At 56.9% G+C, this 21058-nt stretch carries 22 protein-coding genes and 2 pseudogenes; 21 read left to right on the top strand and 3 right to left on the bottom strand.

Annotated features, from left to right (window positions below):
* Positions 1–55: 55 nt before the first annotated feature.
* The 10 genes and pseudogenes from LEPTO7104_RS0127290 (at position 56) to LEPTO7104_RS0127245 (ending at position 8013) form a co-directional block, all read left to right on the top strand.
* The gene (locus LEPTO7104_RS0127290) at positions 56–499 is read left to right on the top strand and encodes a cupin domain-containing protein (protein WP_017301766.1); all 444 of its coding nucleotides are present in this window, start codon (positions 56–58) and stop codon (positions 497–499) included.
* 200 nt (positions 500–699) lie between these two features.
* On the top strand, positions 700–2088 hold the full coding sequence (locus tag LEPTO7104_RS0127285) for a mercuric reductase (RefSeq protein ID WP_225887058.1): 1389 nt from the start codon (positions 700–702) through the stop codon (positions 2086–2088).
* Between the two features lie 621 nt (positions 2089–2709).
* Positions 2710–3351, top strand: coding sequence for a DUF2808 domain-containing protein (locus LEPTO7104_RS0127280; RefSeq protein WP_017301764.1), 642 nt, complete (start codon positions 2710–2712; stop codon positions 3349–3351).
* 11 nt (positions 3352–3362) lie between these two features.
* Positions 3363–3530, top strand: a complete 168-nt coding sequence (locus LEPTO7104_RS40500; protein ID WP_155523807.1) for a hypothetical protein — start codon at positions 3363–3365, stop codon at positions 3528–3530.
* Positions 3531–3634: 104 nt separating this feature from the next.
* Positions 3635–4429, top strand: a complete 795-nt coding sequence (locus tag LEPTO7104_RS0127270) for an SDR family NAD(P)-dependent oxidoreductase (protein WP_017301762.1) — start codon at positions 3635–3637, stop codon at positions 4427–4429.
* A gap of 64 nt (positions 4430–4493) precedes the next feature.
* Positions 4494–4751 carry a ubiquitin carboxyl-terminal hydrolase 14 gene (locus tag LEPTO7104_RS0127265; RefSeq protein ID WP_026073133.1) on the top strand — a complete coding sequence of 86 codons (258 nt, stop codon included), beginning with the start codon at positions 4494–4496 and terminating at the stop codon, positions 4749–4751.
* A gap of 252 nt (positions 4752–5003) precedes the next feature.
* Positions 5004–5354 (top strand): DUF5335 family protein, encoded by a 351-nt coding sequence (locus tag LEPTO7104_RS0127260; protein ID WP_017301760.1) that lies wholly within the window; start codon positions 5004–5006, stop codon positions 5352–5354.
* A gap of 775 nt (positions 5355–6129) precedes the next feature.
* On the top strand, positions 6130–6687 hold the full coding sequence (locus tag LEPTO7104_RS0127255) for a DsbA family protein (RefSeq protein WP_026073132.1): 558 nt from the start codon (positions 6130–6132) through the stop codon (positions 6685–6687).
* 403 nt (positions 6688–7090) lie between these two features.
* A pseudogene (locus LEPTO7104_RS43800) lies at positions 7091–7321 on the top strand (helix-turn-helix domain-containing protein); the annotation flags it as partial.
* Between the two features lie 101 nt (positions 7322–7422).
* Entirely contained in the window at positions 7423–8013 is a 591-nt protein-coding gene (locus LEPTO7104_RS0127245) for a Dps family protein (protein ID WP_017301757.1), read from the top strand.
* Between the two features lie 128 nt (positions 8014–8141).
* On the opposite strand, the gene LEPTO7104_RS0127240 is transcribed toward LEPTO7104_RS0127245, so the two are convergent.
* On the bottom strand, positions 8142–8738 hold the full coding sequence (locus LEPTO7104_RS0127240; protein WP_196358158.1) for a DUF4347 domain-containing protein: 597 nt from the start codon (positions 8736–8738) through the stop codon (positions 8142–8144).
* A gap of 558 nt (positions 8739–9296) precedes the next feature.
* Here LEPTO7104_RS0127240 and LEPTO7104_RS0127230 point away from each other — a divergent pair.
* From LEPTO7104_RS0127230 to LEPTO7104_RS0127220, 3 genes are all read left to right on the top strand, one after another.
* A complete protein-coding gene (locus tag LEPTO7104_RS0127230) occupies positions 9297–10052 on the top strand; it encodes a MinD/ParA family ATP-binding protein (protein ID WP_026073131.1) in 756 nt (251 codons plus the stop codon).
* 6 nt (positions 10053–10058) lie between these two features.
* Positions 10059–11090, top strand: coding sequence for a glutaminase A (gene glsA / locus LEPTO7104_RS0127225; RefSeq protein WP_017301753.1), 1032 nt, complete (start codon positions 10059–10061; stop codon positions 11088–11090).
* A gap of 78 nt (positions 11091–11168) precedes the next feature.
* Positions 11169–12299 (top strand): methyl-accepting chemotaxis protein, encoded by a 1131-nt coding sequence (locus tag LEPTO7104_RS0127220; RefSeq protein ID WP_017301752.1) that lies wholly within the window; start codon positions 11169–11171, stop codon positions 12297–12299.
* Between the two features lie 250 nt (positions 12300–12549).
* Here the strand turns inward: LEPTO7104_RS0127220 and LEPTO7104_RS0127215 are convergent, their stop codons facing one another.
* Complete coding sequence (locus LEPTO7104_RS0127215; RefSeq protein ID WP_017301751.1) at positions 12550–13845, bottom strand: ATP-binding protein; 1296 nt, start codon at positions 13843–13845, stop codon at positions 12550–12552.
* A gap of 48 nt (positions 13846–13893) precedes the next feature.
* Entirely contained in the window at positions 13894–14211 is a 318-nt protein-coding gene (locus LEPTO7104_RS0127210; RefSeq protein WP_017301750.1) for a DUF1825 family protein, read from the bottom strand.
* Positions 14212–14508: 297 nt separating this feature from the next.
* Here LEPTO7104_RS0127210 and LEPTO7104_RS0127205 point away from each other — a divergent pair, with 297 nt between their 5' ends.
* The 8 genes and pseudogenes from LEPTO7104_RS0127205 to LEPTO7104_RS43790 form a co-directional block, all read left to right on the top strand.
* A complete protein-coding gene (locus LEPTO7104_RS0127205) occupies positions 14509–14853 on the top strand; it encodes a YbaB/EbfC family nucleoid-associated protein (RefSeq protein WP_026073130.1) in 345 nt (114 codons plus the stop codon).
* A gap of 12 nt (positions 14854–14865) precedes the next feature.
* On the top strand, positions 14866–15354 hold the full coding sequence (locus LEPTO7104_RS0127200) for a low molecular weight protein-tyrosine-phosphatase (RefSeq protein ID WP_017301748.1): 489 nt from the start codon (positions 14866–14868) through the stop codon (positions 15352–15354).
* Between the two features lie 48 nt (positions 15355–15402).
* Positions 15403–17118, top strand: a complete 1716-nt coding sequence (locus LEPTO7104_RS35610) for an alpha/beta hydrolase (protein ID WP_051158542.1) — start codon at positions 15403–15405, stop codon at positions 17116–17118.
* A 54-nt stretch (positions 17119–17172) separates the two neighbouring features.
* Complete coding sequence (locus LEPTO7104_RS0127190; RefSeq protein WP_017301746.1) at positions 17173–17646, top strand: ATP-dependent zinc protease family protein; 474 nt, start codon at positions 17173–17175, stop codon at positions 17644–17646.
* A gap of 30 nt (positions 17647–17676) precedes the next feature.
* A complete protein-coding gene (rimK, locus tag LEPTO7104_RS0127185) occupies positions 17677–18582 on the top strand; it encodes a 30S ribosomal protein S6--L-glutamate ligase (protein ID WP_017301745.1) in 906 nt (301 codons plus the stop codon).
* Positions 18583–18706: 124 nt separating this feature from the next.
* Positions 18707–19975 (top strand): HhoA/HhoB/HtrA family serine endopeptidase, encoded by a 1269-nt coding sequence (locus LEPTO7104_RS0127180; RefSeq protein WP_017301744.1) that lies wholly within the window; start codon positions 18707–18709, stop codon positions 19973–19975.
* Between the two features lie 424 nt (positions 19976–20399).
* Positions 20400–20849 carry a transposase DNA-binding-containing protein gene (locus LEPTO7104_RS43795; RefSeq protein ID WP_071527331.1) on the top strand — a complete coding sequence of 150 codons (450 nt, stop codon included), beginning with the start codon at positions 20400–20402 and terminating at the stop codon, positions 20847–20849.
* Positions 20850–20944: 95 nt separating this feature from the next.
* Positions 20945–21058: pseudogene (locus LEPTO7104_RS43790) on the top strand (phosphate ABC transporter permease subunit PstC); the annotation flags it as partial.

Below are 21058 nucleotides of genomic sequence, written 5' to 3'. Positions count from 1 at the left end.
GGGGTTCACAGCCAGTTTTCGCTGTTCCAGATCAAGGATTCATCGAGGTAATTTGATGACACAATCTTTCTGGCTGTTTGGCAATCGTCTGACTATCATTGCCGATCACACGACAACCGATGGGCAGTACGACTTAATCGAGGGCTACAACCCTCCGGGGACAATGACGCCCCTCCACCGCCACACGCGCTATTCCGAACAACTCTACGTGCTGGACGGGGAACTCACGGTGTGGGCGGGTGAGAAAAAGGTGGTGCTCACATCTGGGGAAAGTTTTCTGATTTCTCCTGGTATTCCCCACGTCGTTGGCGTGCTCAGCGATCAACCCGCGCGGGCATTGGTCGTTTCTGCTCCCAGCAGTTTTGCTCGGCTGATTGCCGCAACCGGGACCGCAGATGAGACGGAATCAGCAGACATGGTGTTGTTTGAGCAAATTTCTGCCGAGATTGGCGACGAATTTCTGGGGCCACCCGGAACGCTGCCCTCTCTGGCTGCCTGACACATTGCTAACGCGAACGTTTCGCTCAACACCAACCTATATCAGAACTTTTGTCAGTCAATCAGGGTTGGATGGTTATTTATTTAGACTTTTTGCTCAGGTAATAAACCAAAACAGCTATATCGGGCTTTTCCAGCTTTTGCGATCGCAAGTAAGTTGACAACACTATCGTTTGATTATCATACCCAAAGGAGATAGCCGTGGACGTTGAATACTACGATGACATTATTGTTGGCGGCGGCAAAGCGGGTAAAACATTGGCACCCGCACTGGTTGCAAGTGGCCGCAAAGTTGCTCTAGTAGAACGCAGTTTAAGCATGATTGGGGGCGGATGTATCAACGTCGCCTGCATTCCCACCAAAACAATGGTGGCGAGTGCAGAGGTTGCCCACACCGTGCGCCACAGCGCGGCCTATGGCATCAAGGCGGATACCCCCATCGTCGATTTAGCTGCCGTAATTGAGCGCAAGCGCTCGGTGGTGCAGGCGCTGCGGGCGATCAATTTGCACAATCTGGAAACGGCTCTGGGTCACGAACTGATCATTGGCACAGGGCGGTTTGTGGCTCCTAAAACCATCGAGGTGGCAACGGCGGAGGGCACTATTCGGCACCTGACCGCCGAGCGGATCTTCATCAACACGGGGACGCGACCGCTGATTCCATCGGTGCTGGGGCTGAAAGATGCCGGGTTTTTAACCAGCGAGTCGATCATGGAGATGGAACAGTTACCTGAGCACCTGATTGTGCTGGGCAGCGGCTACATTGGGCTGGAGTTTGCCCAGATGTTTCGCCGCTTTGGGTCTCGCGTGACTGTTGTGGGGCAAAGTGAGCAGATTTTGTCGAAGCAAGATCCTGACGTTGCGATCGCGGTTCAAACCCGTTTAGAAAAAGACGGCATTGATTTCTTGTTAAACGCCAAAGTCCTCCAGGTCGAGCGCACTGGCAATGTGACTAGCCTTCAACTTCAGCTGCCCGATCAAGCCATCAACCTGCAGGGATCACATATTCTGGTGGCCGTCGGTCGTGCCCCCACCACCGACACCCTAAACTTAGCTGCCGCTGGTATCGCAATGGATCAGAATGGCTTTATCCCCGTCAACGATCGCCTGGAGACCAGCGCACCCGACGTTTGGGCTCTGGGCGACATCAACGGCGGCCCGCAATACACCCATGTGGCGCTGGACGATTACCGCATCATCAAAGCCAATTTAATCGACGGCGGCCACCGCAGAACGAGCGATCGCCCGGTACCGTCCTGTCTGTTCATCGATCCCGAACTGGCGCAGGTTGGCCTGACCGAGACTGAAGCGCGGCGACAGGGCTATACCATTCGCGTGGCCAAGCTGGAAACATCGGCCATTCCCAGAGCCAGAACGCTGGGGCAAACGGATGGCATGATGAAGGCGATCGTGGATACGAAGACAGGTCTCATTCTCGGCTGCTCCCTGTTTTGCCATGACGCGGGTGAAGTGATTTCAACGGTGCAAATGGTGATGCAGGCTCACATGCCCTACACCGTTCTGCGAGACAGCGTTTTGACCCATCCTACTATGACTGAAGGCTTAAACCTGCTGTTTTCAAGGCTGTAAATAACAGAATATAAATTAGGTCTTTAGTGGTTGAAATCAAGCGCTATTGGAACATGGGAAACTTCTCGCCAATGCCCGATTTTGGATAGAAGAGAGTATTCTTTATATGCTGAAATTGGAGGATGAATTTAGAATATCAACCTGCAAACGGAATAGCTGAGCTGGTTATCTAACACAACTTTGGAAAACATTGATATGCTGTAGGTTGGGTGGCGCGACAGCAGAATCCAACAGGCCTCAGATTATCGGCTATTGTTGGGTAACACTGCGTTTCACCTAGTCTATATTGGCAATATCTCAGGCATCCAGTGGACTGACAAAAGCCTTGAGATCCATTACTATCGTACGTAGGTCGAATTAGTTTTAGCGTAACGTTGCTGGTGTTGGGTTTCGCTTTGCTCAACACCAATCTACATTAGCAATATGTTAGGTGGTCAGGTGGCTAAGGCCCATGTTGCTAGACGGATTGCAACTAAAGTTGTAGCGAACCTACCCTTCTGAGATGGACCAATCAATCGATCTTTTCATGGATCAAAAATGTCAACTTTGGGGGGACGACAGGCCGGAATTATTTGCCTATACTGAAGTTTGTAAATACTCCATGAGGTCAAGAAATTAGCCGTGACTTTTCGTAAACTCACTATCAAGATTACCCTAGCGATCGCCGCCACCCTTGGGCTACAGTCGGCTTCCCACGCGGCTGACAACTATGCGGCGATTGCCAACCAAGCAGGTCTCCAAATCCTTCAGTCTCGGCCAGTTCGCGTGGCTCAGTTAAAAGCATTTTCGGCCACAAATCTGGAGGGACAAACTTTCTTTAGCCACCCGCCTCAGCTGGTTCAGGCCAGAGCTTCTCAGATTGACAGCGCTACCCCTACCACCTATGAATTTACGCTGACGGTGCCCGAGGATGCCGGACAACCGCTGCAAGCAGTCACCATTGTCCAGGAGAAAAACCTGGAGACGGTCAGATTTGATGTCAGCAGCAGCCAGGCTTTTCTCGGCGATCGGGTTGCCGCTGCAACTGAAATTCCGCTTGCCAGCGTGGGTGGCGAACAACCGACTAATCCCGGTGAAGCAACCGTTGTATTTGCGCAACCGGTGCAGCCCGGCAGCACGGTTACCATCGCTATTGCCGTTGAGCGCAACCCAAGTTGGGGCGGTGTGTATCAGTTTGGTGTCACCGCCTACCCAGCCGGAGAAAATGGTTTGGGTCAGTTTGTAGGCTACGGGCGGATTAATTTTTACGGCAACTCAAATTGAGTTTGCGGAGATTGGCTGACACAGAACTTTTTGCAAGACTGTTTCAACCGTGGCTGCAACAACTGTCGATTGATAGCTTTGTTTATCTGACTCGCCAAAACCGCTCAAATGCTGAAATTAACTTTATAGCAGGTGTGGCAGATTTGGGAGAAAATAGCCCAGCCGCAGGAACTCCGTAGAGATGTGATCTGCCGGGTGGGGGGTGATCGCGTCGGCCAATTCCCCTAGAATTAGCGCAAGATACGCCACCGCTACAAACCCGGATACCAGCGAGAAAATGCCCATGGATCTCAACCTCACCGCCCGCACTGCCCTGGTCAGCGGTTCGACCGCAGGAATTGGCCTGGCGATCGCCACCACTCTGGCCCAGGAAGGCGCTACTGTCATCATCAATGGCCGCACCGCTGAACGAGTAGATGGGGCGATCGCTCAGATTAAGCGATTGGCACCCGAGGCCAAACTTCAGAGCGTTGTCGCCGATCTCAGCACCCAGGCCGGGGCTACCAATTTGTTTCAGCAGGTTCCTGAAGTCGATATTTTGGTTAACAATTTGGGCATCTACGGTGCTCAAGCCTTTGCCGAAATTTCCGATGACGAGTGGATGAAATTCCTCGACGTCAACGTCATGAGCGGCGTGCGGCTTTCGCGGCATTACCTACCGCTGATGCTGCAAAAGAATTGGGGAAGAATTATTTTTATCTCCAGTGAGTCTGGGGTGAATATTCCAGCCGAAATGATTCACTATGGCGTTACCAAAACGGCCCAGATCGCCCTCGCTCGTGGATTAGCTGAAACAACAGTGGGCACCAATGTCACCGTCAATTCGGTGCTGCCCGGCCCCACCCGCTCAGAAGGGGTTGAAGAGTTCATTCAAGGATTGGCCGCCGATCAGTCGATTACGCCCAAACAGGTAGAGCAAGAGTTCTTTGAAAAAACGCGCCCCTCATCGCTGATCAAGCGGTTTGCCACGCCCGAGGAAGTCGCTGCTATGGTGGCCTATGTTGCCAGCCCGCTGTCGTCGGCAACTAATGGGGCGGCCCTGCGGGTTGATGGAGGGGTCGTGCGATCGATTGTTTGACGGGGGCTGGATATTGATACCGGATGGCTTGCGATCGGCTGGATTCACATTGTGTGGAAAAACCATGAATCAACTTTGTACCCATCTCAACCAAATTCATCAAGTAACACCGAGCGCTAGCGGTTGTGAAGCATGTCTGGCCATGGGCGATCGCTGGGTTCACCTGCGCCTTTGTCTGATCTGTGGGCATGTGGGCTGCTGCGATTCTTCTAAAAACAAGCATGCGACCCAGCATTTTCACGCTACTCAGCATGCCATTGTCGAGTCGTTTGAGCCGGGCGAAGATTGGCGCTGGTGCTATATCGACAATACGTTCGTTTAAGGATGAATGTTTTGGGAGGCTGGCTAGTAGACTGCGGCACAAGTTGGTGACTATTGCCAATTGCGAGGGAGTAGGGGAGCTGGAGTAGTTGGCATATTTCAGCTTTTGAGTCGTAGGACATTATCTCCGGCGAGTTGCCGCAGCCTGGGCAGGGGGCGGGCGTGGGCAGATAAAAGGAATACAAATCGGCTGGGTTTTCCGCTGCTGTAATGTCGAGTTTTTACACCAAGCTTTTTCACAAGGAATCGTATTATGAACAACAAGATTGAGATTAACAAATCTCTGCCGCAGGAGCGCTGGGGCGAGTTTTTTGACCAATTTTCCAACGGCAATCGGGGACGGCACATCTTGATTGAAATCATCGATCCAGAACTCGGTGATGAAGAGCTAATTCAAAATGCACCGCTGATGGCGATCGTCTACGATCGCCCCGGCAAAGGCAATGACCTGGTGATTGAAGTCGGCAAAGACGAAGTGACCTACGCGCACACCATCGATGCGCCCATTGAAGTCTTGACCGGGCAAAGTGAAACCGGCCAGATGGTAGCCCTTTCAATTAGTGATGCTGCCGGAACAAAAACGCTGATTCGGCTACAGTCCTAATGGTCGATCGCCCCCAACGTTTTTAGCGTGGCTCTTTGAGATGCCGTTAGCCCGGTTGTGCCTTGAATAGCCATGCCTTCGTAGAGGCGATCGGCTCTCAACGTCTTGAAGCATTCACCTGTTGCTGGGTTCTACAGCTCAATGGTTTAATCCTGATTACCTCTGACCAAAATCGGCTCTGCATCAAGTGACAGACTCACGTCGACTGGGCTGAACTGAACGGAACATACCCGGCTTGTGTACCCTTGCAGCACTCTCTGGCAAGTGTCGTCTCGCCCATCCCAGAGCCTAATCGTCTGGTCGTCACTGTCTTTGCTCCCGTTACGGGCGAGACCGCCGCCGAACTTTCAGAGCGCTATCCCGACAGTACGCTTTAGATTCCAACTAAAGTTGGAATTAAGTTTCCCCTATCAGGTTGATTCGTTGCCCAATCCTTTTATGGGGCAAAAGTCTCAACTCTGAGGTGACGACAAGCCTAAGTCAGTTACCTATAGTAAGGTCATGCCAAAAAAGTCATGCAACATTTGATTTATAGGCTTCAAGCTTACTTTATAAAGATCGCAAGAAGAGAAGTTAGATGCTGGTTGACTGACACAACTTTGGAAAGCATTGATATCCCGAAAGTTGGGTGGCGCGACAGCAAAACCCAACAGACATCAGGTTATCGGCTCGTGTTGGGTTCCACTGCGTTTTACCCAACCTACGTTGGAAATATGTCAGACAGTCAGGTTTAGATGCTCGCTTGCGATCGCCACACTTTACCTCGGGGGTATTAGTGAGCGATGACCGTGACCGCAGTTCGTTAGCCGTTCCACCTTCAGCACAGGATCATAGGCAAGGCGCACTGAGCGCTGCCGCAGTTTTAGTGATGTATGGAGATTATGAATCTCCCCAAAGTGCAAAGGTTTATCGATTAATCAAAGCCGTTCAGTACCAGCTTAGAAACTCATTTGGAGCACCTGATTTATGCTTCATTTTCCGCCATTTTCCCCAGACTCAAATTCATCCCCAGGCTCAGCACGCCGCCGAAGCAGCAGAGGCTGCTGCCGCTCAGGGATTATTTTGGCCAATGCACGAGAGCCTGTTTATTCATCAGCAGTCGCTAGGGAATGGTTTTCTGGTGGAATACGCCAACGACTTAGGGCTAGATATCTCACGATTTTTACAGGATATCTCGAAACAAACCTACGCCGATCGGGTTAATGACGATATCGCCAGTGGACATCAGAGCGGTGTGGTGACTGAACCCGCTTTATTTATTAATGGAATCCGCTATCGCGATCGCTGGAACATTTTACAACTGATGGCAGCCATTGCCAATTCCAGCCCATAGCCTACTAGGGCATCAGAACATTCATCAGAATATTGAGGCGGCACAGATGACTCAACCCCCACGGAAGCAATCCATTTATATTGCTGAAAAGTCAAGGTATCCTTGGCAGTCTGGCCAAGCAGACCATAATTTGTGCCGATCGCCAAACAAGCGGAGTCGCAGTCCAGGTATGGTTTTACCGCAGCAATCAGTACCTACAGAGAACATTCCTATGCCATCTACAATGTCACTGAGCGACGACAATTTGGGATATAGCAAAGGATCAAATCAATCGGATTCTTTGATGAATTGCCCCATCAATCGTGCTTTCATCACCGTCACCCAGGAGGTCGCCGAGCTTCTTCGATACGGCTATCTGGATCAATCTAAGGGCAGCAGCCCTGCGGAAATAATAGCAATTCGGGCGATCGAGCCTGAATACAGGCAAGTTTTTATGGCTGAGCCGTTGACTGAGCGCGAGCTAGATATATTGCAGCTGATTGTGGATGGGTGCAGCAATGGGGAAGTCGCCCAGACGCTATACATCAGCACGGGCACAGTCAAAAGTCACGTCTGCAATATTTTGAAGAAGCTCTGCGCAAAAGATCGTACCCAGGCGGCCATTCGATCGCTTCGTTTAGGTCTAACCCATTGAGGTCTCGATAGTTTTGAATTTTGTCTTTTAGGAAGACAATCCTGTTTTGTTAGCTTTGCATCGTCAAATTGTAAACATTAACCGCCTTAGGAGATAACCACATGTCTGCACCAAGCTCGATCGAACTTTCTAAAACCAGCGACAGCCAGCCCCTACTCCACCAAAAAGGCCATGAGATTCAGGCCTACGGCAGCTTAGTCAACACCCCGATCGCCCTCAGCCCAGAGACCCGCAGCGAAAGCTGTACCCTGATCAACCAAATTTTAGCCGACACTATCATTCTCTATCACCTCTACAAAAAGCATCACTGGATGATGCGCGGCAGCACGTTTTATCAACTGCATCTGCTGCTCGACAAACACGCCAGCGAGCAGCTCGAAATCATCGATGTGATGGGGGAGCGAGTCCAAACGCTGGGGGGAGTGGCGATCGCCGATCCGCGCCATGTTGCCGAAGTCACTAAAGTGAAACGCCCTCCCAATGGGGTGGAAGAAGTGCCCGTAATGCTGTCGCGCCTGTTAGAAATACACGAATTGATTATTACAGAACTGCGAGAGGCGCTCGACAAAACCGCCGCAAATCAGGACAGCGGCACGAATGATATGTTGGTTAGCCAGGCGCTGCGGACCCATGAGCTACAGGTCTGGTTCTTAGCAGAGCATTTGGTCGATACACCCCTGGTACGCAGCTAATTTTTACCGGCTTGAAATGCGGCAAGCAGCACAATGCTGTTTGCCGCATTTTAACGATCATCCTTTCAGGTGATTTATAAAACGTGTCGATGTCGATGTTGAGTAGACCAGATCGCCTGCAATCTCGATCAGGGGGGTGCTACCCGCCGTAGATTGGGGACATGGCTATGCCCAAGGCTGTGACTGACTAATGCTAAGGGCAATGCCAGCGAGGACGATAGCGACGGGGTAGCGCAATCCAGCTCCCATCTGCCGCTGGGAGCCGTGGCATTGGGCGGGGTGGTGCAGGCGGCGATCGCGGCCCCGGTCAGGTGATGCAGCACATCGATTAAGAGTCGGCCTGCCTCGGTGCGGGCCATTTTGCCGTTGTAGATCAAAATTGTTGCGCTCGGGGCCAGGTGCGATCGCCACTGACCCAGCATGCTGGCGTAGGTGGGCAGGTTGTCGAAGCGGAGGGTGACAAGGCCCAGCCGCAAACCGTCTCCCTCTGGCGTCACCAGATGCAGGCGGCAAATGGGGGATAGGATGGCGAGCTGTTGGGCGATCGCAGCTACCCCATCCCGCTCCTGGCGCAACAGCAGTACCTCCGCCTGGGGTGCCACACTTTGGGCCAAAAAACGATAGCCCTCTAGGGCCGTGCTAATCACCACCAAATCTTGCCCTGGGGACAAAGGTAGTCTGCCTGGGGTGTTCATTAAAGCATTCACCGAGGGCGTAGACAGCATGGCAGCCTCCTGAGATGGGCCTGGACTATAACTCAGCACCGTTTGATGCAACTGTTTGATGCAAAAGAGTCTCGGCCACTCTGGGCAGCGTAAAACTGGCGGGCCGCTAAAGGGCACCCCTATACGTTGTGTACCCCTGTAGTGTGGCTCAACCATGTCAGGATTAAAAGATCAGGCGTGGATTGGTTTCAGATCAGTTTTGGATCAGCAATTTACTGATCCAAAACTGATCTTGACTGACCTGGAGGGTGACCTCATCATAGAGCTTACAGCTGAGGCACTGATTCGATTTATGGATATTTCCTGAGAGGGCGTTTGAGAAGTTTTGCTTTCTGTAGCAAAAGTGAAGATCCCCCTAAATCTTTCTACCTTGTGGGAAGCCGCAAGCGTCTATAGAAAGGGGGACTTTTACACCCCTTTTTTAAGGGAGGCAGGGGGGATCGGTCGGTGACTAAAGCTACAGCGATCCACTTTTCAAACGCCCTTTGAGACAAATTTGAATGTTCTTTTCCTCTAGTTAAGCTGAATCCTCGTAATTGCGCCCGGGGGCGATCGGCCATGCCAAAAGTGATTGCAGTTCACTCCTATCGGGGGGGAACCGGTAAGTCTAATTTGACCGCAAATTTAGCTACTACCGTAGCTCAGCAGGGCTACCGGGTGGGGGTAGTCGACACCGATATGCCGTCCCCAGGCATTCACAATATTTTTGGCCTGGAGCCAGAGATGATTACTAAAACCCTCAACAGCTACCTGTGGGGCGAGGCCGAGTTGGCTGACGGGGCCTACGATGTCAGCCAAAACCTGGACCTTGGCAATGGCGGAGAACTGTTTTTGGTGCCCTCTAGCTGCAAAGCCGACGACATCGCCCACATTCTCAAAGACGGCTACGATGTGCGCCTGCTCAACGATGGGTTTCGTCAGCTGGTGAAAACCCTGGAGCTAGATTATCTATTTATTGACACGCACCCAGGGCTGTCAAAAGAAACCTTTTTGACCATCGCTATTTCCCACTGTTTGCTGCTAATTGTGCGGCCCGACAAGCAAGATTACCAGGGCACGGCGGTCACCCTCGATGTGGCCCGACAGCTCAACGTTCGCCATGTGCAAATTGTGATCAATAAGGCCCTTTCCTGCCTGGAGCCTGGGGCGTTGCGGCAAAAGGTGGAAGAAACCTACGAGGTGCCCGTAGCGGGGCTGTTTCCCCTCTCGGAGGATGTGGTCAAACTGGCGAGCGAGGGGGTGTTTTGCGCGCGCCACCCCGAGCATTCGGTGACGCAGGAGTTTCAGGCGGTGGCCCGCCGGATTATGGAGTAGCAGGTGATGAGCAATACCGGCAAGCTAAAGGCGTTTGCAGATTCGATTGCGGCGGCGACCTCGCCCTTTCGCAACTACCTCAGCGATTTGCACCGCAAATATTTGCCCCTGAGCGATGGAACTGTGGCCGACTACATTCCAGAGCTGGCCCTGGCTGACCCCAGCTGGTTTGGCGTGGCGGTGGCGACGGTCGAGGGTCAGGTGTTTGAGGTGGGGGATTGCGCCCAGCCCTTCACCATTCAGTCGATTTCGAAGGCGTTTGTCTACGGGCTGGCCCTGGAGGATCACGGACGCGACTACGTGAATAGCAAAGTCGGGGTCGAGCCCACGGGGGAAGCTTTCAACGCCATTGTGCTGGATGAGGCCACCAATCGCCCCTACAACCCGATGGTGAATGCCGGGGCGATCGCCACCGCCGACCTGATTAAGGGCAAAGACGGCACCGAACGGCTAAAGCGCATGCTGGATATGTTTAGCCGCTACACGGGCCGCAGCCACGACATCCATGTGCCGGTGTTTTTGTCAGAAAGGGCCACCGGCAACCGCAACCGAGCGATCGCCTACCTGATGCTCAACTTTGGCATGGTCAGCGATCGCATCGACGAAACCCTCGACCTCTACTTTCAGCAATGCTCGATTTTGGTTACCGCCCGCGACCTGAGCCTGATGGCGGCGACGCTGGCCAACGGCGGCGTCAACCCGGTGACGGGCGATCGCGCCCTCGACCAGCGCTACGTGCAGGATGTGGTCAGCGTCATGCTCACCTGCGGCATGTACGACTCATCGGGCGACTGGGCCTACCGGGTGGGCATGCCCGCCAAAAGCGGTGTCGGCGGCGGCATCACCGCCGTCTCGCCCGGCAAGCTGGGCATCGGCACCTTTTCGCCCCCCCTCGATGCCAAGGGCAACAGCCTGCGCGGCATTCGGGTCTGCCAGCAGCTCTCCCAAGACTTTGGCCTGCACCCCTTTAATGTGGCCCCCCCGCCCAAAGACCTCGACAGCTGGATCAAAGGCGATGCAGACCTCGACCGCTGGTAGCCGGGGCAAATTTTGAACTTTGAATTTTGAATTTCTCTCTCACCCCCTCACCCCCTCACCCCCTCACCCCCTCACCCCATGCAGCCCCTCAAAGACACCCTTCGTCTCTTTCGATCGCCCCTTTCGTCGCGCATTATTGCAGGCATGTTTGTCAGTTTGGTGGCGATCGAAGCGATTTTGCTGGTGCCCTCGGTGCATCGCCGCCGGGGCGAACTGCTCAATCAGATCGAAGACGTTTCTATGGGCAAGGTGCGGTGGATTGTTACCACCTATCCCGCCGCCACGGGGACAGAGCTGGCCGAGCACCTACAACAGCTGCAAAAAGACTCGTTGCTCCAGGGCATTTTGGGCGGCGCGGTGTACGACAACGAAGGCAACCGGGTCGAAGCCTTTGGCGAACCACCGCAGCTATCCCCTGCCAGCGCCCGCCAGGACCGCAGCCAGCTTTTTACCACCGCAGCGGGCCGCCGCTACGACATCGCCTGGACGACGACGGGCATTGGCGAAGGCATGCTGCCCGACTTGACCGAGAACCACTGGATTGTGCTGCGCCACGATGCTGACGGCACCCAGCGGGCGCTGATGTTTTACATCCTCAGAATTAGCGGGCTGGTGCTGCTGATTGCCGCCTTCATTACCCTGGCGATGATGGTGCTGCTGAGTCGGCTGCTGATTACCCCAATTCTGACCCTGCGCCGCGACCTGGCTCTGGCGGGCGAAACCGTGGCCTGCGACGACAGCGCCGCCGAGTTTGCCTCGCTGCGCTACCAGCGGCGGGATGAGCTGGGGGAGGTGATTGCTACCTTTAAGCAGATGTACGGGCAGATCTGCGCGGAAATTGGCGATCGCAAGCAGGCCGAAGCCAGCCTGCGCCACCACAACCAGGAAATGCAAAACTACATCGAGCAGGTAGACCAGGTCACCGCCGCCGCCACCGCCGTCGATGCGGGCACCTTTGACCCTGCAACGCTGGATGAGGTAGCCCAGCGCGACGATGAACTGGGCCAGCTGGCCCGCATGTTTCAGCTGATGGCGGCCCATGTGCAGCAGCGCGAAAGCCAGTTGAAACAGCAGTTGATGGAGCTGACCATCGAAATCGACCAGGCGAAGCTGCAAAAGCAGGTGGCACAAATTACCGAGAGCGACTACTTTCGCGAGATTCAGGCGGAGCTAAAGCACTTGCAGGTCGATGAGTTTTGGCGGTCTTAAAGGGCGTTTGAAAAGTGAGTCGCTGTAGCTTTAGCCACCTGCCGATCCCCCACACCCCCCTTAAAAAGGGGGATTTAGCTGCCGTAGGTTAGGTGAAGCGCCAGCGTAACCCAACAAAACCGTTTATGGTGTTGAGTTTTCTCCGCCGGAGACGTTACGCGAACGCTTCGCTCAATACCTACCTACATCAGACCTTTTGCCAGTCAATCGGCCAGGCGAGTCACCTCTAAATTGTCTTGGCCAGACGTTCTCAGCCAGGTTGATTGCCCAACCCAATTTCAGCGGTTAACCAGTCAATAAACTGGCGGGCTGCGCGGCCCGATCGCCCGTTGTGGCGAGTGGCCCACTGTAGGGCGCGGGCCGTTAGCTCCTCATCGGTCAAAGGAATCTGGGCCTGTTGGGCCAGGTGCCTGACGATCGCCAGGTAGGTGGGCTGGTCGGCAGGCTCAAAGGTGAGGGTGAGGCCAAAGCGATCGCTGAAGGACAGCTTTTCCTGCATGGTGTCCCAGGATTGCACCTCGTCCTGGTCCCTGGGGCGGGGGCGATCGCTAAAGAATTCCCGCACCAGGTGGCGACGGTTGGAGGTGGCGTAGACCACCACATTGGCGGGGCGGGCGGTGGTGCTGCCCTCCAGCACCACCTTGAGGGATTTAAACGTATCGTCGTCTTCCTCAAAGGAAAGGTCGTCGACAAAAATAATGAACTTCTGCGGCCGCGATCGCAGTTCTCCTACAATCTCGGGCAGAGCCTGCAGGTCGCCCTTGGCCACCTCCACCAGCCGCAGCCCCTGGGGCGCGTACTCATTCACCAGCGCCTTGACCAGCGACGACTTACCCGCACCCCGGCTGCCGTAGAGCAGCACATTGAGGGCCGGGTAGCCCTTGAGTAGGGCCAGGGTATTTTGCACCAGCTGCTGCCGGGGATGGTCATAGGCGGTGAGCTGATCCAGACGAATCGGATCGGGTTCGGCAATGCCCTGGAGTTGGCCATCGCGCCAGCTAAAGGCACGGTACTGGGCAAACACCCCGGCGCCGTGGCGGCGGTAGTGCGCCGCCAGCTCGGCTACAGCCTCAGCCCAGGGGGCCGCCGCCGGCAGCGGCAGTGGCGAGGCAGCTTCTGGCGCGATCGCCCAGACAACAGGGGGCTCGGGTAGGCGCGCGATCGCCTGTACCCACCCCGACACCCGAGCGCCATCGAGCTGATAAAGCGCCTGCAGCTGCGCCAGATCGTGGCGGGCAGCCTCGATCAGGGCTGGGGTCAGATCGCTATAGCTGTGGCGCTGGGCCTGGGCCGTGAAGGGATTTTCGGCGTAGACAATCTGCCGCAGCAGGTGATTGCCCCAGCTTGTACCCGCCGCCGCCAGGGCCTGAAACCAGCCTCCGTAGGCGGTTAAGCTCAGGCCAGCATCGCCCGACTGGAGCGCCGCAAGCAGCGCCGCAAATGCTTGCCCAACGGGGGTTTGAAACGTGCCTCCGTAGAGCAATAGCCCATCCAGGCGGCGGCGGTACTGCTGCACTTCGCCCTGGGCGGCAGCGATCTCTTGCATGCCGTTATATCCTAGTTATCGGTTTAACAATGCTGGAGGCTGCCGGGCTTAGGTCTCGATTTCTGCTTTCATGCGCTCTAGGGTCTGCTGCATCTGCTGAAACATCATGTCGGGGGTCATGCCAAACTGGCCCAGCTGAGTTTTGAGCTGCTCTACGGTCATTTGGGCCTGAAAGTCTTCGGATAGCTCGAAGCGCTTCATAAAAATGTGGTAACGATCCATCATCGCTTCCATTTGGGCAATGTACATCTTTTTGCCCTCGCGATCGAACTTACCGTAGCTGCCTCCTAGCTGAACCAGCGATTGGTAATCCTGAAACAGCTGCATGGCCTCCTGCTGGACAATTTCTGAATCAAAAAATCCCATGGTTTTACGCGTTTTACGCTTGGCGCTAAGGTGGGCAACTCGAAGCTGTCTGTATAGAGCTTTCTATATTTAAGAGCCTAAGGTTTTGCCTAACCCCCAGCCAAGGGTAGATAACCCTACTTTTTACCAGCGCCACGGCGGGCAGTTCAACCGCCAGCAGGGGCATTTTAGCGGTTAAAAAACAATAGACGCCGATCTGGACTGGGTATAGTCTCTTCGATTTTGCCGCTGGGCGCTAGAATCGTATAGCTGATTGACGCGACGCCACCAGCACGCTGTACGTTCGAGAGAAACTCCATGTCACAAGGTCAAGGATTTGGGTTTGGGTTAGGCAAAATGAAGGAGCTGACCGAAGCCTTCAAGAAAGCCCAGCAGATTCAAGAGGGGGCCAAGCAGCTGCAGGAAGAGCTGGAGCAAATGGAGATCGAAGGCGAGTCGGGCGGTGGTCTGGTCAAAGTGACGATGAGCGGCAACCAGGAGCCCAAGGGCGTCACCATTGCTCCCGAAGCGCTCAACGAGGGGGCCGAGGTACTCTCTGATCTGGTGGCAACGGCGATGAAAGACGCCTACGAAAAATCGACGGCCACCATGCGCGATCGCATGGAGCTGCTCACTGGCGGCCTCAACCTGCCAGGCCTATAGACCCTCAGCCCTATGACCACCCGCCTTTTATTTGTCTGCCTGGGCAATATCTGCCGGTCGCCCTCGGCTGAAAATATTATGAACTACCTGATTGCGCAGCGGCAGCTGGGCGAGCGGGTGGTGTGCGACTCGGCGGGTACCGCCAGCTACCACGTGGGTAGCCCCCCCGATCGCCGCATGACCCAGGCCGCTAAAGCCAGGGGAATCGATCTGGTGGGTCGGGCGCGCCAGTTCAATGCCGCTGACTTCGATCGCTTCGACTATATTCTGGCTATGGATCGCCAGAACTATCGCGACATTCTGGCCCTGGACCCGGCAGGCCAGCACCGCGATCGCGTGCGGATGATTTGTGACTACTGCCGTACCCACCCCGATCGCGAGGTGCCCGACCCCTACTACGGCGGTCCCGAAGGTTTTACTTACGTTATCGAGCTGCTGCTCGATGCCTGTGAAGGGTTCCTGGATTACGTTCTCGAGCATCCTGTGGCGACCGCCCGCTAGTGACCTGGTAACCCTGTGACCCTCAACGGCCCTCCCCTAAGGCACCCCTTGATACCCTCCTCAGCGCAGGCTGCCCGGCCCTGGCTGCGGCGCAGTTTGGTCGGGGCTTTGGGGCTGGTGGGCGCTCTGGTGACGGCAACCCCGGGCCAGGCCGCCGAGGCGCTGCTGGTGTCCTACGGCATCTTGGAGCGATCGATTCCGATTGCCGATCTGGAGCAATTTGCGGCCACTGGAGAGCTGACGCCTCAGCTCAAAATCTACAGCCGGCAGCTCCAGCTCTCCGACGCTCAGCTCAGCCAGGTGCGCGAGGTGCTGACTACCCCGGCTACCCTCAGCCCCGTGGCCGTGGCTCAGTTTCTCTATACCGAGCAGGGGGTGCTGCTGCTGGAGCAGCTCAGCCGGGTCGTGCAAACGCCGGTGCGCCAGGCCAACGTACAGGCTCTGCGGGGGGCGCTCATTTTGGCCGCCGCTGACCCTGAGTCGGGCTTTACCCTGCTCAACGTCCTCAAAACCTACCCCACCGTTGCGATTCGAATTGACCTAGTGGAGGGATTGGCGATCGCCCAGGAGATCAACCAGGCGGTTTTGCAGTCAGAGGCGGCCTTTGCGGAGGTGCAGGCCTTGGCTAAGCAAGAGGCCGAGGCCAATCCAGTCGATGCGGCGGCGCTGCTGCGGCTGGTTCAGAGCGAGCGCCAGTACGGCATAGATCTGATTCGGGTGGTGGTGCCCGGCCTGCCGCGCCCGGTGCAGCTTTACCTGCCCCAGGTCCAGCCGGGGCGGCGGGGAGTTCCCCGCCAGGGCTTTCCGCTGGTGGTGATCTCCCACGGGCTGGGTGGCACCCGCAACAGCTATGCCTACCTGGCCGAGTACCTGGCCGAGGGGGGCATTGCGGTGGCCACCCTGGAGCATCCCGGCAGCAACGATCAGCAGCTCTACGCCTTGCTGGCAGGGCGATCGGACGCGGTGGTGCAAGACGAAGAGTTCCTGCGTCGCCCCCGCGATGTGTCCCTCACCCTCAACACCCTCGATCGCCTCAACAAAAGCCCCTCTCCTATTCGAGGGCAGCTCGATTTGAGCCGAGTGGGAGTTGTGGGCCAGTCGTTTGGGGGCTACACGGCGCTGGCACTGGCCGGAGCGACCTTTGACCTGGCCGGTCTGGCTGCGGCCTGTCCCCCCGGCACCCTGTCCTTTAATCCCTCGCTGCTGCTCCAGTGCCAGGTGGCGCACCTAGGCGATCCCGGCGCGAGCCTGACCGATCGCCGGGTAAAATCGATTTTTGTGATCAATCCGATCGGCAGCGCCCTGTTTGGGCCGACCGGCTACGGCCGGATCGATCGGCCCGTGATGATTGTGGGAGGCACCGCCGACACCATTGCCCCGGCCTTTCCGGAGCAGATTGTGCCCTTCACCTGGCTGACCACCCCCGATCGCTACCTGCTGCTGATCGACCGAGGCACCCATTTTTCCACCATTGGCGATGTGGCCACCGGGGATCAGCCCCTGGCTATTCCGCCGGAGATTATCGGGGTGCGCCCCGAGCTGGTATGGTCTTACATGCAGGTGCTGGGACTGGCCTACTTCAAGCTCACCCTGGAGGGCGACCAGCGGTTTCAGCCCGCCCTTCAGCCCGCCTTTGCCGATGCCCTGGGAATGGACCCCTACTGGCTCAGCCTGGTGGACGACATTCCCCCCGCCTTGCCCCCTGCTCCCAGCGCTTCTCCCTCGCCCAATCGCGTTGGGGAAGGGGCCACCGCCGCCCCCTAACCTGACCCCTAGCTTCCGTCCTGCTATGCTCCCTGTTATGGTCTCAACGGCGGTATGAATTCTGGTGCTGCACCGGCTGCCATCATTGGCTGGCGAGAATGGATCGCCCTGCCGGGGCTGGGGGTTCATGCCATCAAGGCTAAGATTGATACGGGGGCGCGATCGTCGGCCCTCCACGCCTTTGCGGTGGAGCGGTTTGAGCGGGGCGGCAGGGCGATGGTACGCTTTCAGGCCCACCCCATTCAGCGCAACGACGATTACATTGTCACCGCCGAAGCTGCGCTCTTAGACGAGCGGGTGGTGCGCAACTCGGGCGGGCAGGAGGAGCTGCGCCCGGTGATTGACGCCCAGGTGCAGGTGGGTGGTTCGGTATGGGCCATTGAGCTGACCTTGACCAATCGCGACGAAATGGGCTTTCGGATGCTGCTGGGACGGCAGGCGGTGCGCCGCCGCTACCTGGTGGATCCGGGGCGATCGTACCTGCACCCCCTTCCCGAATCGCCCCCTTTGACCCATGATTACCCCTAAACCACCCCCGAGGATGACGCCTAAAGCGCTATGAAAATTGCGATTTTATCCAGGGATGCCGCCCTCTATTCGACCCGGCGGCTGAAGCAGGCTGGGGAGGAGCGCGGCCACGAGATCCAGGTGATTGACCACCTGCGCTGCTACATGAACATCACCTCCCACCAGCCCAAGGTCATGTACCAGAGCCAGCCCCTGGTGGACATTGACGCGGTGATCCCCCGCATTGGCGCGTCGAACACCTTCTACGGCACGGCGGTGGTGCGCCAGTTTGAGATCATGGGGGTATTTACGGCCAATACTTCCATGGCCATTTCCAGGTCGCGCGACAAGCTCAGGTCGCTCCAGATCATGGCCCGGCGGGGCATTGGCCTGCCGGTGACGGGGTTTGCCCACTCCACCAAAGACATTGACGGCCTGGTAGACATCGTTGGCGGCGCCCCCCTGGTGATCAAGCTGCTGGAGGGCACCCAGGGCATTGGGGTGGTGCTGGCCGAAACCCAGCAGGCGGCCAAGTCGGTGATTGAGGCCTTTCGCGGCCTCGACGCCAACATTCTGGTGCAGGAGTTTATCAAAGAGGCGGGCGGCATGGACATCCGCTGCTTCGTGATCGGCGACAAGGTGGTGGCCGCCATGAAGCGCCAGGGAGCCCCCGGCGAGTTTCGCTCCAACCTGCACCGGGGCGGGTCGGCCAGCCGGGTGCGCCTCACCCCCGAAGAGCGCAGTACCGCCATTCGCGCCGCCAAGGCCATGGGCCTGCGGGTGGCCGGAGTCGACCTGCTGCGCTCCAACCACGGCCCGGTGGTGATGGAGGTCAATTCGTCCCCCGGTCTGGAGGGCATTGAAACGGCCACCGATATCGATGTGGCGGGCAAAATCATCGACTTTGTGGTCAAGCACGCCGCCCCCGACAAAGACCGCGATCGGATTAAATACTAGCGGCCCCTGGGCCTGAGGGCCTGAGGGCAAAGTGTCACAGCTTCGCCACGATCGCGCCACTGACCCGCCATACCATGGGGCTATGGTTAGACCTATCATGCGAGATTCCCGAAAGGACACAACAATGGAGAAGGATGAGTTTGGGCGCGGCGGGCAGCCTCTGGCCAAATCGCTGGCTTTGGTGCTGCTAGGGGCAGGGATCACCATCGGGGGGCAGGCGCTCAGCGCCCTGGTGCAGCCCTCGGCCAGCAGCCAGCCCACCGCCACCGACGTGTTTTGGAACAACGGCCTTCTGAGCCGCCAGGATAGCGACACCCAGACCAGCGAGATGCAGCCTCCGAGCAGCGATCGCCCCGCCGCTGTGGCCATTGCGCCCTCGGTCTCTACCCCCAATGCGATCGCCGACATCGTGCGCCGAGTGGGGCCGTCGGTGGTGCGCATTGATGCCTCTCGCACGGTGCAGACCAGTCTGCCGCCCATCTTTCAAGATCCGTTTTTTCGCCAGTTCTTTGGCAACAGCCAGCCCCAGGGCGAGCAGGTGCAGCGCGGCGTAGGCTCAGGGTTTGTGGCCTCCGCCGATGGACAAATTATCACCAACGCCCACGTGGTAGACGGGGCCGACCAGGTGCAGGTCACCCTCAAGGACGGACGCAGCTTTGTCGGTCGGGTGATGGGTTCCGACCCGGTCACCGACGTTGCGGTGATTAAAATCGACGCCAATGACCTGCCCCCCGTAACGTTTAGCAACTCCGACCAGCTCCAGCCCGGCGATGGGGCGATCGCCATTGGCAACCCCCTGGGCCTCGACAGCACCGTGACGGCGGGCATTATCAGCGCCACTGGGCGCTCCAGCCGCGATGTTGGCATCCCCGACAAGCGGGTTGAGTTCATTCAGACCGACGCCGCCATCAACCCCGGCAACTCCGGTGGCCCGCTGCTCAACTTCAACGGCGAAGTGATTGGCGTCAATACCGCCATTATTCAGGGCGCCCAGGGCATTGGCTTTGCCATTCCCATCAACACCGTGCAGCGCATCAGCAGTCAGCTGGTGGCCACTGGCCACGCCGAGCACGCCTACCTGGGCATTCAGATGGTGACTCTGTCGCCAGAGATGAAGCAAAACATCAACAGCAGGCCCAATCGCCCCTTTACCGTGCAGGACGACGAGGGGGTGCTGGTGGCCCAGGTCATGCCCAACTCCCCTGCGGCCAGGGCCGGCCTGCGGGCGGGGGATGTGATTGTGGCGATCGACGGCCAGCCGGTCAAAGATGGCGGTGCCGTGCAGCAGGTCGTAGAGCAGTCCACCGTGGGACAGGAGCTGTCGGTTACCCTGCGGCGCGATGGCCGCGAGCAAACCCTTACGGTGCGTCCAGGCAACGTGCCGAACCAGTAATGCATCTACCCAGCGCCGCCGTCTGGCGGTGCTGATGCAGTCGGGCGCGGCGCTGGCCGCGCCTTTTTTCTGGGGCCTTTTCTCTGGGGCTAGGGCCGGGGTTATGTAGCCATATAGCCTTCGTCATGTTATTCAACCTGAATTCGGGATAAGAAAAGACCTTGGCAAAGCAGGCCCACTGTCCCCTCCTTGGGAGGGGTAGGGGTGGGTTGTCTAGGCCAGCATGGCAACTCACCCTATCTAGAAGCTTGTATTTTGCCGTAGGTTTAACCCACCCCGCCCTTCGGGCACCCCTCCAAGGAGCTATCCGTTAGGCACAAATATGTCTAAGCGTTACAGGACGGGCATTTGGGGAACCATTTGCGGGAAGATAAAAGCCGTTGTAACCGTCAGCCAAGCCATGAACGATTGGATGAGCTAAGACATCAATCCCCGTCATTTCCAAGACCTGCGCCACGCAAAACGCCTGCGCAAGATTGTAACGGCACTGAGCCGACATCCCACGGCCAGTGTGCCGTTAGCGAGTCAAACCAGTAGCGAAGCGCAGAGCATTTACCGATTTTGGTCAAACCCTACGGTGAGCAGTGAGGCGATTCTCAACAGTCATAGCGAGGGCACCGTCGCCCGAGCCCGAGGTTGTGAGACGGTGTTGTCGATTCAAGATAGTACCGACTTTGATTTTACGAGTCATCCGCAAACCACTGGCCTGGGCTATCTCAATCAAACCCAACAGCAAGGGATCAAAGTTCATAACTGTTTTGCGGTCAGCGGAGCAGGTGAGCCCCTGGGCCTGCTGCATCAACACACCTGGGTGCGTGACGGTTCCCCCGGTAAAACAGAAAGACCGCTCGGCTCAAGAGCGACATCAGCATAAACCGATAGAGGAGAAAGAAAGCTATCGCTGGCTGACGACGTTGACGGCGGCTGAAGCCAAGGTATCGGAGCAGGTTCAGCTCGTGCAGGTCGATTTTGGAGCTGCTGGCCGGGGTGCCTCGGTGGTGTTTGGCTACTTCGCACTGCTGACGGTAACGCCCTTTTTGCAGCGGTTTATCCCGGCGCTCCAGGGATTTAACGCCCTCAGCG

Source organism: Nodosilinea nodulosa PCC 7104, from assembly GCF_000309385.1.
GTDB lineage: Bacteria > Cyanobacteriota > Cyanobacteriia > Phormidesmidales > Phormidesmidaceae > Nodosilinea > Nodosilinea nodulosa.
The sequence above is the reverse complement of the archived record's forward strand: the minus strand, read 5'-3'. Positions and strand labels throughout refer to the sequence as shown.